The organism is Paraburkholderia sp. EG287B (assembly GCF_040965595.1).
Classification (GTDB): domain Bacteria; phylum Pseudomonadota; class Gammaproteobacteria; order Burkholderiales; family Burkholderiaceae; genus Paraburkholderia.
On the sequence record NZ_JBFRCG010000002.1, the window covers coordinates 140254 to 154813 of the forward strand.

Sequence of the window (14560 nt, forward strand, 5' to 3'; positions counted from 1 at the left end):
GCGGCTTTTCTGTGAGTCTTTGTGCATTGCAGTGCAAAAAAAGCGCTAAAAATGCAAATTACTCGGCAGCGCCTTCGCGGCTCGCGCGGCGACGCTCGTGCTCTTTGAGGTGACGCTTGCGCAGACGGATCGACTGCGGCGTGACTTCCACGAGTTCGTCGTCGTCGATGAATTCGACGGCGTACTCGAGCGACATCTGGATCGGCGGCACGAGACGCACGGCTTCGTCGGTGCCCGAGGCGCGCACGTTGGTGAGCTGCTTGCCCTTGATCGGGTTGACGACGAGGTCGTTGTCGCGGCTGTGAATGCCGATGATCATGCCTTCGTACAGCGCGTCGCCCGGCTTCACGAACATGCGGCCGCGGTCCTGCAGCTTCCACAGTGCGTAGGCGACAGCGGCGCCGTCGTCCTGCGAGATCAGCACGCCGTTGCGGCGCTCGCCGAGCGAGCCTTCCTTGATCGGACCGTACGCGTCGAACACGTGGCTCATCAGGCCCGTACCGCGCGTGAGCGTCATGAACTCGCCCTGGAAGCCGATCAGGCCACGCGCCGGAATACGGTACTCGAGACGCGTGCGGCCGCGGCCGTCCGAAGCCATGTCGAGCATTTCACCCTTGCGGCGGCCCAGTTCTTCCATCACGCCGCCCTGGTGGCCGTCTTCGACGTCCACGGTCAGCATTTCGTACGGCTCCTGCTTCACGCCGTCGACTTCGTGCAGCACCACGCGCGGACGCGACACGGCGAGCTCGTAGCCTTCGCGGCGCATGTTTTCGATCAGGATCGTGAGGTGCAGCTCGCCACGGCCCGACACTTCGAACGTGGTTTCGTCGCCGGTGTCCTTCACGCGCAGCGCGACGTTGTGGTTCAGTTCCTTCGTGAGACGGTCGCGGATCTGGCGGCTCGTCACGAACTTGCCTTCGCGGCCGGCGAGCGGCGACGAGTTCACGAGGAAGTTCATCGTGAGGGTCGGCTCGTCCACCGTGATCATCGGCAGGGCTTCGGGGGTGTCGACCGCGCAGATCGTCGCGCCGATGCCGATGTCTTCGATGCCGTTGATCAGGACGATGTCGCCGGCTTCAGCCGATTCGACCTGCACGCGCTCGAGGCCGCTGAACGACAGCACCTGGTTGATCTTGCGGTTCATCACCTCGCCTTCCGGGCCGAAGCGCAGCGCCACCGGCTGACCCGGCTTGATGCGGCCACGCTTGATACGGCCCACGCCGATACGGCCGACGTAGGTCGAGTAGTCGAGCGAGGTGATCTGCAGCTGCAGCGGGCCTTCCGGATCGGCGTCGCGAACCGGCACGTGCTCGAGCACGGCTTCGAACAGCGGGCGCATGTCGCCTTCGCGCGCGTCCGGCGACAGCGAAGCGTAGCCGTTCAGGCCCGAAGCATAGACCACCGGGAAGTCGAGCTGCTCTTCGGTCGCGCCGAGCTTGTCGAACAGGTCGAAGGTCTGGTTGATCACCCAGTCGATACGGGCGCCCGGACGGTCGATCTTGTTGACGACGACGATCGGCTTCAGGCCGAGCGCGAGGGCCTTCTTCGTGACGAAGCGCGTTTGCGGCATCGGGCCTTCGACGGCGTCGACGAGCAGCAGCACCGAGTCGACCATCGACAGCACGCGTTCCACTTCGCCGCCGAAGTCGGCGTGGCCCGGGGTGTCGACGATGTTGATGTGGGTGCCTTCGTACTCGACCGCGCAGTTCTTCGAGAGAATCGTGATCCCGCGCTCTTTTTCGATGTCGTTCGAGTCCATGACGCGTTCGGCGACCTGCTGGTTGTCGCGGAAGGTGCCGGACTGGCGCAGCAGTTGGTCGACGAGCGTGGTCTTGCCGTGGTCGACGTGGGCAATGATGGCGATGTTGCGAAGAGCGCGGGACATAGGAACCTGGGTACAGTTGAGTGCGCCGCGCATGCCCTGCTGGCAGGCCCTGCGAGGGCGCGCGGCCGCCGCTTCGATCCGCCCCGGACTACTGCCGGCGGGTCAATTCAGCATCGCTGCGATGACGCACTTTTGGGAACCTGAAATTGTAGCACGCGCAGATGAATTGATCTCGCGCATATCAGGGAGCGCCCTGGATCGGGGCGGCCGGCGTCGCAACCGCGCAACGCGGGTAAAGATTCGACGGGCGCCGCGGCGCGCCGTTCACGCCGCATTCTCTCACTCTCATGGGGCCGGACTAAGCCCCTACTCTGCAAAGGTTTCTCGGCAAAGGCAGAATAAACCTTGCCGCGTCAACTAACCGCCCCTATAATCCCTGCCTGGTCAACCATTGCATTCGCAGCAGAATCATGACGGATCCGACTCCCACGCCCCCGCCCGAAGTCCGCGACTATGACCTCGGCGAAAGCGTCGGCTACCTGATCTCGCGGGTGAAATCGACGATGTCGAACATGGTCACCCAGCGTGCCGTCGCCGAACTCGGCGTCACGAGCCAGCAGGCCAGCATCCTCTTCATGGTCGCGACGGGCAAATGCACGCTCGCGGCCGAACTCGCGCGCGAGTACGGCATCGACGCGAGCGCCGTCACGCGGCTCGTCGACCGGCTGGAGAAGCGCGGCCTCCTGAAGCGCGTGCGCAGTTCCGAAGACCGCCGCGCGGTACGCCTCGCGCTCACGCCCGAGGGCCTTGCCATCGCCGCGCGCATGCCGGCGATTTTCCGCAGCGTCACGGAGCATCTGTCGGCCGGATTCACGCCCGAGGAAGTCGGCTTCCTGAAGAGCATGTTGCGGCGGATTCTTTCGAATAGCTGCGAAGCTAGCCAGAGTTCGAACCCGAATCCGTCCGAGAATTGATGACGGGGCAAGCAAATTTGAAAGCGCCGAACAAAAAAATAGCTGCATCGTCCAGTATCACCACACACTCTCACGCATCGAGACGAGCAATGAAATCCCAAACCGAGTTTGCGCCAGTTCCGGCCGTGCGGGCACTGTCCTGCCGGGCGGCGGTCGCCGCCGCGGTCGCGGCGCTCGCCCTTGCGGGTTGCGCGAACTACATCGGCATCAAGAGCGACAAGACCATCGATCAGCCGCAGCAGTTCGAAAGCTCGCAGAGCATTCCGGCGCAAGGCGGCCAATGGCCAACGCTCGACTGGGCGAACCAGTTCGGCGATCCGCAGCTGCCCAAGCTGATCGACGAGGCGCTCGAAGGCAGCCCGACCATCGCTCAGGCGCAGGCGCGCCTCGCGAAGGCGTCGTCGTATATCGAAACCTCGCGCTCGGCGCTGTTTCCGAAGGCCAACCTGAGCTACTCGTGGACCCGCGAGCTGTACTCGGCCAACGCCCTCTTCCCGCCCCCGTATGGCGGCACCTGGTATAGCGAGAACAACGTGCTCGCGAGCGCCTCGTGGGATCTGGACCTCTGGGGCAAGAACCGTCAGCGCCTCGCGCAAGCCGTGTCCTCGCAGCGTGCCGCGGAAGCCGACATGCAGCAGGCGCGCATCACGCTCGCCTCTTCGGTTGCGCGCACGTACAACCAGCTCGCCCAGCTCTACGAGCTGCGCGACATCGCGGTGCACGAGATCGACAACCGCAAGACCATCGGCACGATCACCAACGGCCGCGTGGTGGCGGGCCTCGACACCAACGTCGAAAAGCAGACCGCGAACGGCAACATCGCGACGAGCCAGGCGAACCTCTCGCAGATCGACGGCCAGATCGAATCCGTGCGCTATCAGCTCGGCGCGCTGCTCGGCAAGGGCCCCGACCGCGGCCTGCAGATCGCAAAGCCGGTGCTCAACCCGGTCGCCAACGTCGCCCTGCCCGACAATCTGCCCGCCGACCTGCTCGCGCGCCGCCCCGACATCGTCGCCGCGCGCTGGCAGGTGGAAGCCGCGATGCACGACGTGAAGGAAGCCAAGGCCGAGTTCTATCCCGACGTGAACCTCGCGGCCGGCTTCGGCTTCGACGCGTTCGGCTGGGGCAAATTCCTGAACTTCACGAGCCGCCAGATGAACATCGGCCCGGCCGTGCATTTGCCGCTCTTCGATGCGGGCGCGTTGCGCGCGCAACTCAAGGGCCGCTACGCCGACTTCGAGCTCGATGTGGCGAACTACAACCAGACGCTCATCGGCGCGTTCCAGGACGTGGCGACCAACGTGTCGACGATCCGCTCGGCCGACCGGCAACTGGTGGACGCCGATCGCGCGCTCGACGCATCGACGAAGGCCTGGCAGCTCGCCGTGATCCGCTACAAGGCGGGGCTCTCCGAGCAGCTCCAGGTGCTCACCGCCGACCAGAACCGCCTCGCCGCGGAGCAGACGGTGTCGAACCTGAAGGCGCAGCGCCGCGACCAGCAGATGGCGCTCATCAAGTCGCTTGGCGGCGGCTTCGAAGCGCAAGGCGCGGGGCTCACGCCGCCCGCCGAAGTCGGCAGCGAAGCACGCGGCCAGAGCGACGTAAACGGCGCACCGTGGCGCGGTACGCGCTCGCCGCAGAACGCGGCGGCCGCGGCGAATGCGGCCAACGCCGCGCCCGTGTCGAACTGAGTGTCGAACCGAGCGCCGAGCAGCACACGCACATCAAAAACTGAACGAACAGCACGCAAGCATCCGGAGATCCTTCCATGAGCACCCCCCAGCAGCCGGCGGCCAATCCGCAGCCGAACGCGAACAGCGGCAAGCGCAAGCGCATGATGACGCTGCTTGTCCTCGTGATCGTGATTGCAGCCGTTGCCTACGGCCTTTACTACTTCCTCGTCGCGCGCTTCACCGAAAGCACGGACGACGCCTACGTGAACGGCAACGTCGTGCAGATCACGCCGCAGGTCACCGGCACGGTGATCGCACTGAAGGCGGACGACACGCAAACCGTGAACGTCGGCGACCCGCTCGTGCTGCTCGACCCGGCCGACGCGCGCGTCACGCTCGAGCAAACCGAAGCGCAGCTCGCGCAGACGGTGCGCCAGGTGCGCGGCCTCTTCGCCGACGACAGCCAGTACGAAGCGCAAGTCGCGCAGCGCCAGTCCGACCTCTCGCGTGCGCAGGACGACCTGCGCCGCCGCATGCAAGTCGCACAGACGGGCGCGGTCTCGCAGGAAGAGATCTCGCACGCCCGCGACGCCGTGCGCAGCGCCGAAGCCGCGCTCGAAGCCGCCCAGCAGCAGCTCGCGGCGAACCGCGCGCTGACCGCCAACACGACCATCGCCAATCACCCGAACGTCGAGGCCGCCGCCGCCAAGGTGCGCGACGCCTATCTCGCGAACGCGCGCAACACGCTGCCCGCGCCGGTGACCGGCTACGTCGCCAAGCGCTCGGTGCAGGTCGGCCAGCGCGTCTCGCCGGGCAATCCGCTCATGTCGGTGGTGCCGCTGAACTCGCTGTGGGTCGACGCCAACTTCAAGGAAGTGCAGCTCAAGCACATGCGCATCGGCCAGCCGGTCGAGATGACGGCCGACGTGTATGGCTCGTCCGTCGTCTATCACGGCAAGGTGGTGGGCTTCTCGGCGGGCACGGGCTCGGCCTTCTCGCTGCTGCCCGCGCAGAACGCGACGGGCAACTGGATCAAGGTGGTGCAGCGTCTGCCGGTGCGTATCTCGCTCGATCCGGAAGACCTGCTGAAGCACCCGCTGCGTATCGGCCTGTCGATGCAGGTGGACGTGAACATCCGCAACGACGCGGGCACGCAGCTCGGCAATGCGCAGAACACCGTCTACGAGACCGATGTGTTCGCCAAGTACGGCGCGGAAGCCGATGCGGAAATCGCGCGCATCATCGCCGAAAACGCCGGTCCGAATGCGCACAAGGCAGCCAGTGCCAGCAATAACGCCAGCGGCGCGAGCAGCAACGCAGCCGCGAAGGCGCAGATGTCGTCCGCTCACGCGGCGAAGCCGGGCGCAAAAGGCTGATTGAAGAAGCCCTGATACAAGCACTCGCAAACGCCGGCGCGGGCTGATCCTCAGCCCGCGCCGCTTTGTTTCGCGCGGCCTCCAACCGGTCAACAAGAAAGGACGCAATGGCAGCAGCACAACAACCCGTCGCGCATCCGCCGCTACAGGGCGCGCAGCTCGTGATCGGCACCATCGCGGTGTCGCTCGCGGTTTTCATGAACGTGCTCGACACCTCGATCGCGAACGTGTCGATCCCGTCGATCTCGGGCGACCTCGGCGTGTCGTCGGACCAGGGCACGTGGGTCATCACCTCGTTCGCGGTGGCCAACGCGATCTCCGTGCCGCTCACCGGCTGGCTCACACAGCGTTTCGGCCAGGTGCGCCTGTTCATGGCGTCGATCATCCTGTTCGTGATCTCGTCGTGGATGTGCGGCCTCGCGCCCACGCTACCCTTCCTGCTCGCCTCGCGCGTGCTGCAAGGCGCCGTGGCCGGCCCGATGATCCCGCTTTCGCAAACGCTGCTGCTCGCGAGCTATCCGCGCGCGAAGGCGCCCATGGCGCTCTCGATGTGGTCGATGACCACGCTGATCGCGCCAGTGGCTGGCCCGATTCTCGGCGGCTGGATCTCCGACAATATCTCGTGGCCCTGGATCTTCTACGTGAACATTCCGGTGGGCATCGTCGCGGCGCTCGCCACGTGGGCGATCTTCCGCAATCGCGATTCGGAGGTGAGGAAGGCGCCGATCGACGGCGTGGGCCTCGCGCTCCTCATCATCTGGGTGGGCTCGCTGCAGGTGATGCTCGACAAGGGCAAGGACCTCGACTGGTTCTCGTCCACCACGGTCGTCGTGCTCGCGCTCACCGCCGTGGTCGCCTTCGCGTTCTTCGTGGTCTGGGAGCTGACTGCGGATCACCCGGTGGTCGACCTGTCGCTGTTCGCGCGACGCAATTTCACGGGCGGCACGATCGCGCTTTCGGTGGGGTACGGGCTGTATTTCGGCAATCTCGTGCTGCTGCCGCTGTGGCTGCAAACCACGCTCGGCTACACCGCAACGGACGCGGGCCTCGTGATGGCGCCCGTGGGCTTCTTCGCGGTCATGCTCTCGCCGATCACGGGCAAGATCCTGCCGCGCACCGACCCGCGCTATATCGCCACGACCGCGTTCCTCGTGTTTGCGCTGTGCTTCTGGATGCGCTCTCAATACACGACCGGCGTGGACACCTGGGCGCTCACGCTGCCGACGCTGATTCAGGGCATCGGCATGGCGGGCCTCTTTATTCCGCTCGTGTCGATCACGCTTTCCGGCTTGCCGGGCCATCGCATTCCCGCAGCATCGGGCCTATCCAACTTCGTGCGGATCATGTGCGGCGGCATCGGCACGTCGATCTTCGAAACCGCGTGGGATCATCGCACGACGTTCCACCACGCACGCCTGACCGACGTGGCGACGCCGGGCAACCCGGTGTTCAACCAGTCGATGCAGCAGTTCCAGCACGGCCTCGGCATGGACACTGCGCAGGCGCATGGCCTCTTCGACCGGATGCTCTCGCAGCAGGCCGCGCAGCTCGGCGTGAACGATCTGTTCTGGATTTCCTCGATGATCTTCATCGTGCTGATCGCGCTCATCTGGATCACGCGGCCCGAGCGCGCCGGTGGCGCGGACGCGGGTGCGGCGGCTTCGGCTGCGCATTGAGGTCGATGCGTTAGCCCTTGCGACTGTCGATAGCAAGACGGCACGTCCGGTTGTTCACCGGCGTGCCGTTTTTGTTGGTGCGTTTGTTTGTGCGCTCCGCGCGCGATGCGAGTGCGCTCAGGCTGCGCCGCTGACCACCAGCCGCTCCGGCGCAAGCACGCCGTTCGCTGCCTTGGCGACGCCGAGCAGGCGCCCGTCTTCCGCGTAGACGCGCACGCGCTCAGCCGCTTCGCAAACCGCGCGGTCGAGCACCAGCTCGTTCAGCGGCAAGCGCTGGCCATGCGTGAAGCGCCGCGCCGCCTCCGCGTCGAGCGTCACGGCGGGGAACGTGGAGAGCAGCGCATCGACGGGGCGCAGCCAGGTGTCGCGCTCGGGCTCGTCGGCGGCGGTGAGCGCGTCGAGCGTCACCGCATGCTCGAGCGTGAGCGCGCCCACACCCGTGCGCCGCAGCATCACGAGATGCGCGCCGCAGTCGAGCGCCTCGCCGATATCTTCGGCCAGCGTGCGGACGTACGTGCCCTTGCTGCACGTCACGCGAAACGTCACCTCGGGAACCTCGGGAAGTGCGCAGGCGATCATCTCCAGCGCAAGGATCTTCACCTCGCGCCCTTCGCGCTCGACCGTCTGGCCCGCACGCGCATATTCGTAGAGCGGCTTGCCGTCGCGCTTGAGCGCCGAATACATCGGCGGCACCTGCACGATGTCGCCGAGAAAGCGCGTCATCGCCTCACGGACGGCCGCTTCGTCGCAGGTGACCTCGCGCGTTTCGATCGCCTCGCCTTCGGCGTCGCCGGTGGCCGTGCGAATGCCGAGGCGCATGGTCGCCTCATAGGTCTTGTCGGCTTCGAGCAGATCCTGCGAGAACTTGGTCGCCTCGCCGAAGCACAGCGGCAGCAGACCCGACGCGAGCGGGTCGAGCGTGCCGGTGTGGCCGGCCTTCTTCACGCGGTACAGGCGCTTCGCACGAATCAACGCGTCATTGCTCGAAAGGCCAATGGGCTTGTCGAGCAGCAGCACGCCGTCGAGCAGACGGCGCGGAACTTTGGGTCGGGCCGCGTCAGGCCGCGCCGCGTCAGATCGCTGCCCGCCAAGATTCTGTTTCGATGATGCAGTCATTGCCCGCGTCAGTCGTCCTTCGCGCGCGTGGCGTTCGCTTCGTCGATCAGGCGCGACATCTCGACACCTTTCTCGACCGACTGGTCATAGTGGAAATGCAGCGTCGGCACCGTGTGAATGTGCAGGCGCTTGAAGAGCTGGTTGTGCAGATGGCCTGCGGCGTGATTGAGCGCTTCCTGCGTGGTCTTCGGGTCGCCCGTGAGGGTCGTGAAGTAGACCTTGGCGTGCGCGTAGTCGGGCGTGAGCTCCACGCTCTGGATCGTCACGAGCCCGATTCGGGGGTCCTTCACTTCGCGCATCAGCTCAGACAGATCGCGCTGGATCTGATCCGCGATCTGCACGTTGCGATTCGGGGAAGTACGTTTTTTCGGCATGATGGTTCCACCTCTTAATCTGCGAGGCATTCAGGCGGCGTTGCGTCCATGAAGGCGCACACGGCCGCGCAAAAAACAAAACGGGCGGAGCTGGCCAGCGCCCGCCCCGCCCGTTATCGGCAAACCCGCGGCAAACCCGCGGTCAGGCGGGCGACCCGAAGGTCTGCCCGCGGGCGCCGCTGTATTACAGCGTACGCGCGACTTCGGTGATCTCGAACACTTCGAACTGGTCGCCTTCGACGATGTCGTTGAAGTTCTTGATCGACATACCGCACTCGAAGCCTTGCTTGACTTCCTTGACGTCGTCCTTGAAGCGCTTGAGCGAGTCGAGTTCGCCGGTGTGGATGACCACGTTGTTGCGCAGCACGCGCACCGACGACGAACGCTTGACGATACCGTCCGTGACCATACAGCCCGCCACCGCACCGACCTTCGGCACCTTGAAGACCGCGCGCACTTCGACCATACCGGTCACGACTTCGCGCTTCTCCGGCGCCAGCATGCCCGACATCGCCGCCTTCACCTCATCCACTGCGTCATAGATGATGTTGTAGTAGCGGATGTCCACGCCGTTCGTTTCGGCCAGCTTGCGCGCCAGTGCATCGGCACGCGTGTTGAAGCCGATGATGACCGCCTTCGAAGCCGTTGCCAGGTTGACGTCGCTTTCGCTGATGCCACCCACCGCGGCGTGCACGATCTGCACACGCACTTCGCTCGTCGAGAGCTTGAGGAGCGCGTGAACCAGCGCTTCCTGCGAGCCCTGCACGTCGGCCTTGACGATGAGCGGCAGGTTCTGCACTTCGCCTTCGCCCATTTGCTCGAGCATGTTTTCGAGCTTCGCGGCCTGCTGCTTCGCGAGCTTGACGTCGCGGAACTTGCCTTGACGGAACATCGCGATTTCGCGCGCCTTGCGCTCGTCCGGCAGGACGATGACTTCTTCGCCCGCGCCCGGCACTTCCGACAGACCCTGGATCTCGACCGGAATCGACGGGCCCGCTTCCTTCGTGGGCTTGCCGGTTTCGTCGAGCATGGCGCGCACGCGGCCATAAGCGCTGCCAGCCAGCACCACATCGCCACGGTTCAGCGTACCGGACTGGACAAGGATCGTTGCAACCGGACCCTTACCCTTGTCGAGCTTCGCTTCGATGACGAGACCCTTGGCCGGTGCTTCGACCGGTGCCTTCAGTTCCAGCACTTCGGCTTGCAGCAGCACGTTTTCGAGCAGGTCGTCGATGCCCGCGCCGGTCTTCGCCGACACCGGCACGAACGGCGAGTCGCCGCCGTACTCTTCCGGCACGACGCCTTCGGCCACGAGCTCCTGCTTCACGCGCTCGGGGTTCGCATCGGGCTTGTCGATCTTGTTGATCGCCACGACGAGCGGCACACCCGCAGCCTTGGCGTGCGAGATCGCTTCCTTGGTTTGCGGCATCACGCCGTCGTCGGCTGCGACCACCAGAATGACGATGTCGGTTGCCTTCGCACCGCGGGCACGCATGGCCGTGAAGGCCTCGTGACCCGGCGTGTCGAGGAACGTGATGACGCCACGCGGCGTTTCGACGTGGTAAGCGCCGATGTGCTGCGTAATGCCGCCCGCTTCGCCCGCTGCGACCTTGGCGCGGCGGATGTAGTCGAGCAGCGAGGTCTTGCCGTGGTCGACGTGACCCATGACCGTGACGACCGGCGGACGCGGCAGTTGCTCGGCGTCCGTAGCCGTGCCCTGACCTTCGACCAGCAGCGCTTCCGGATCGTCGAGCTTCGCGGCAACCGCACGGTGGCCGAGTTCCTCGACGATGATCATCGCCGTTTCCTGGTCGAGCATCTGGTTGATGGTGACCATCTGGCCCATCTTCATCATCGCCTTGATGACTTCCGATGCCTTCACGGACATCTTGTGCGCGAGGTCGGCCACCGTGATGGTTTCCGGCACGTGCACTTCACGCACGATCGGCTCGGTCGGCGCCTGGAACGTCGACGCGTCCTGGTGACGGCCACGGCCCTTCGGGCCGCCGCGCCAGCCGCGGTCCACGCCGCCCGACGAGTCGCCGCGCGTCTTGATGCCGCGGCGCTTGGCCGCGTCGTCCTGCCAGCCGCCCTTGCCTGCGCCCGGCTTCTTGTTGCGGTCGCCCGCGCCGGCACCCGGCGCGCTCGTCGAAGGCGCGGCCGTCGTGGCCGGCTTCTTCGCCGCGGCGCCTGCACCGGCTGCCGGACGCGCCGGCGCACCTTCCGGACGGGCCGGCTTGTGCAGCGTGCCCTTGGCTTCGGCGGGCTTGGGCGGCTCGACCGGCTTGGGCGGCTCGGGCGCCTTCACTTGCGCCTTGCGCGGCGTGTTCATCATTTCGCGGATCGCGCGCGCTTCGGCTTCGGCAGCCGCACGGCGGCGGGCGATCTCGTCCTGTTCCTTCTGCGCCTTATCGGCGGCTTCGCGTGCGGCGGCTTCGGCCTTCTGGGCCGCTTCGCGCTGCGCGGCGCGCTCGGCTGCGGCGCGCTGTTCTTCCTGCTGGTCCTGCACTTGCTTCACTTCTTTCGCTTCCGCTTCGGCATTGCGCTGCGCAGCCACGGCCTGAGCGGCCAGCTCGCGAGCGGCGGCATCGGCCGATGCCTTCTTCCTGGCAGCTTCTTCTTCGGCACGGCGGCGCTCGGCCTCGGCGGCCTCTTCGCGCGCACGGCGCTCCGACTCTTCACGCGCGAGCAGTTCCTGGCGCTCCTTGAGCTCCTGGGCCTGACGCTCGAGCAGTTCTGCCTCGCGGCGCGCTTCTTCCTCGCGGCGCTGCAGCTCCGCCTCTTCGGCGGCAGCGGCTGCGTCGGCTGCATGATTCGATGCATCCGCCTCACCGGCGGACTCGTCGCGGCGGACGAACGTGCGCTTCTTGCGCACCTCGACCTGAATGGTGCGTGCCTTACCCGTCGAATCGGACTGCTTGATCTCCGACGTATGCCGTTTCGTCAGCGTGATCTTGCGTTTGTCTGCATCAGTCGAGCCGTGAGACTTGCGCAAGTGATCGAGCAGACGCGCTTTGTCGGTCTCCGACAAAGCATCGCTCTCGCTCGCTTTCGTGACGCCCGCCGCCTGCAGCTGCTCGAGCAGCACGCCGGCAGGCATTTTCAGTTCCGCGGCAAATTGGGCTACGTTGTTACTCGCCATTCATTCCTCTTAATGCAAGGACCGATTCCTTGCGGTTGACATCGGGTCATGCGGCCTTCGGTGCCTCGCGTTCTGCAAGGCTCCGCCGCGTTCAGTTCAGTGGGTCATGGTCGCTTCCTGCTCGTCGCGCCCTGATGCAGTTTCCCGTTGGCGGGTTACTGGAACCAGTGCTCACGTGCCTTCATGATCAACGCCTTGGCGGCGTCCTCTTCCATTCCCGTCATTTCGACCAGCTCGTCCACGGCCAGCTCGGCGAGCTCGTCGCGGGTGTGAACTTCATGCTGCGCCAGTTTCGCGAGCAGGTCCGGGTCGATACCGTCCAGGCTCTTCAGGTCCAGGGCGGCGCTTTCCACCTTCTCCTCGTTCGCGATGGCCTGCGTGAGCAGCGCGTCGCGTGCACGGTTGCGCAGCTCGTGCACCGTGTCCTCGTCGAACGCCTCGATTTCCAGCATTTCGTTGAGCGGCACGTAGGCGATCTCTTCGAGGCTCGTGAAGCCTTCGTCGATCAGGATGTCGGCGACTTCCTCATCCACGTCGAGACGCGCCATGAACAGGTCGCGCAGCACCGTGCGCTCCTGATTCTGCTTTTGCGCGGATTCATCCGGCGTCATGATATTGATTTGCCAGCCGGTCAGTTCGCTGGCGAGACGCACGTTCTGGCCACTACGGCCGATCGCGACTGCGAGTTCGCTCTCGTCGACCACGACGTCCATCGAGTGCTTTTCCTCGTCGACGACGATCGACTGCACGGCAGCCGGCGCGAGCGCGCCGATCACGAACTGGGCGGGATCTTCCGACCATAGCACGATGTCGACGTTTTCGCCACCGAGCTCGTTGCGCACGGCCTGCACGCGCGAACCGCGGATGCCGACGCAGGTGCCGATCGGATCGATGCGCTTGTCGTAAGCCACCACGCCGATCTTGGCGCGCACACCCGGATCGCGCGCCGCCGCCTTGATCTCGAGAAGGCCCTGTTCGATTTCGGGCACTTCCATTTCGAACAGCTTCATCAGGAACTCGGGCGCCGTGCGCGAGAGTTCGATCTGCGGGCCGCGCGCGGTGCGGTCGACCTTGCCGATCCAGGCGCGCACGCGGTCGCCCACGCGCAGGTTTTCCTTCGGAATCAGCTGGTCGCGGCGCAGCAGCGCTTCCACACGGCCGGATTCGACGATGAAATTGCCCTTGTCCATGCGCTTGACCGTACCGGTCATGATGCTTTCGCCGCGCTCGAGGAAGTCGTTCAGGATCTGCTCGCGCTCGGCGTCGCGCACCTTCTGCAGGATGACCTGCTTGGCGGCCTGCGCGCCGATACGGCCGAACTCGACCGAAGGTACCGGCTGCTCGACGAAACCGTCGATCTGTGCTTCCGGGTCCTGCTCGCGGGCCTCGAACAGCAGGATTTCCTGGTCCGGCTCCTGCAGGCCCGCCTCGTCCGGCACGACGCGCCAGCGGCGGAACGTTTCGTGTTCGCCGCTTTCGCGATCGATATGCACGCGGATATCCGCATCCTCGTCGAAGAGTTTCTTGGAGGCCGACGCAAGCGCCGCTTCAAGGGCGGCGAACACCACGTCCTTGTCGACATTCTTCTCGCGTGCCAGCGCATCCACCAGCATCAACACTTCGCGACTCATTGTTTGCGGCTCCTAAAGTCAACTTTGGGGACAAGGCGTGCTTTGTCGATGTCCGCGAGCGTGAAATCGAGCATCGCAGGACCCGCCTTCCCTTCGAATTCCAGACCGATGGATTCGCCTTCGGGAGCATGCACGATACCCCGGTACGATTTCCGTCCGTCCAATGGCTTTTTCAACGTGATTACCGCTTCGCAGCCTGCGAAGCGTTCGAAGTCCGCCAGTTTCTTCAGCGGACGGTCGAGACCCGGCGACGAAACCTCGAGTCGCTCGTAGTCGATGTTCTCGACCGTCAGAACGTGCTGCAGCTGACGCGTGACCTTCTCGCAGTCCTCGATCGCGATCCCCGCGGGCTGATCGATGAAGATGGTCAGCATGCCGCGCCCGGTGCGCTCGAGGTCGACCAGCTCGTAACCGAGCCCGGTGACCGTGGTTTCAATCAGTTCCGTCAGTTGCACAATGCCCACTCCAGATGTTCTGCGCAGCGGGCCAGCAACTTCCTTCGCTCTAATTCTTGCTTCGCTAGGGATTCGCGGGCCGCGCGCCAGGTGAGCGCGCGCGCTTCTCACCTACTGCCCCCCGATGACGAACGACCTGGATGGTTAGACGGCCCCCAAATTGACAATGCCGAACGTGAAACGTCGGCATCTGTTGGTATCCAATTTGGGGCGAACCAAAAAAAAATGGGCGAAACGCCCATCTTCTCACTTAGCCAGGTGGTCGCACCTGGGGCGCGAATTACTACCCAGATGACAGCCGCACGCCCAGCGACTTTG

Annotated in this window: 10 protein-coding genes; 4 read left to right on the plus strand and 6 right to left on the minus strand. The window is 65.2% G+C overall.

Annotated features, from left to right (window positions below):
- Positions 1–58: 58 nt before the first annotated feature.
- Positions 59–1885, minus strand: coding sequence for a translational GTPase TypA (typA, locus tag AB4Y40_RS03395; protein WP_342920648.1), 1827 nt, complete (start codon positions 1883–1885; stop codon positions 59–61).
- A gap of 410 nt (positions 1886–2295) precedes the next feature.
- Between typA and AB4Y40_RS03400 the strand changes: the two genes are divergently transcribed.
- From AB4Y40_RS03400 to AB4Y40_RS03415, 4 genes are all read left to right on the plus strand, one after another.
- Positions 2296–2799 (plus strand): MarR family winged helix-turn-helix transcriptional regulator, encoded by a 504-nt coding sequence (locus AB4Y40_RS03400; protein ID WP_028204820.1) that lies wholly within the window; start codon positions 2296–2298, stop codon positions 2797–2799.
- An 89-nt stretch (positions 2800–2888) separates the two neighbouring features.
- Entirely contained in the window at positions 2889–4490 is a 1602-nt protein-coding gene (locus AB4Y40_RS03405) for an efflux transporter outer membrane subunit (RefSeq protein WP_368686438.1), read from the plus strand.
- 77 nt (positions 4491–4567) lie between these two features.
- Positions 4568–5848 (plus strand): EmrA/EmrK family multidrug efflux transporter periplasmic adaptor subunit, encoded by a 1281-nt coding sequence (locus tag AB4Y40_RS03410; RefSeq protein ID WP_368686439.1) that lies wholly within the window; start codon positions 4568–4570, stop codon positions 5846–5848.
- A 107-nt stretch (positions 5849–5955) separates the two neighbouring features.
- Positions 5956–7524: a DHA2 family efflux MFS transporter permease subunit gene (locus AB4Y40_RS03415; RefSeq protein ID WP_368686440.1), complete on the plus strand. Its 1569-nt coding sequence runs from the start codon at positions 5956–5958 to the stop codon at positions 7522–7524.
- A gap of 117 nt (positions 7525–7641) precedes the next feature.
- On the opposite strand, the gene truB is transcribed toward AB4Y40_RS03415, so the two are convergent.
- The 5 genes from truB to rimP form a co-directional block, all read right to left on the minus strand.
- A complete protein-coding gene (gene truB / locus AB4Y40_RS03420) occupies positions 7642–8640 on the minus strand; it encodes a tRNA pseudouridine(55) synthase TruB (protein ID WP_368686441.1) in 999 nt (332 codons plus the stop codon).
- An 8-nt stretch (positions 8641–8648) separates the two neighbouring features.
- Positions 8649–9014, minus strand: a complete 366-nt coding sequence (gene rbfA / locus AB4Y40_RS03425) for a 30S ribosome-binding factor RbfA (RefSeq protein WP_042272510.1) — start codon at positions 9012–9014, stop codon at positions 8649–8651.
- Between the two features lie 184 nt (positions 9015–9198).
- Complete coding sequence (infB, locus tag AB4Y40_RS03430; RefSeq protein WP_368686442.1) at positions 9199–12156, minus strand: translation initiation factor IF-2; 2958 nt, start codon at positions 12154–12156, stop codon at positions 9199–9201.
- Between the two features lie 155 nt (positions 12157–12311).
- On the minus strand, positions 12312–13787 hold the full coding sequence (gene nusA, locus AB4Y40_RS03435) for a transcription termination factor NusA (protein WP_069267875.1): 1476 nt from the start codon (positions 13785–13787) through the stop codon (positions 12312–12314).
- Complete coding sequence (gene rimP / locus AB4Y40_RS03440; RefSeq protein ID WP_028204813.1) at positions 13784–14242, minus strand: ribosome maturation factor RimP; 459 nt, start codon at positions 14240–14242, stop codon at positions 13784–13786. The genes nusA and rimP overlap by 4 nt, the downstream gene beginning before the upstream one ends.
- Between the last annotated feature and the right edge of the window lie 318 nt (positions 14243–14560).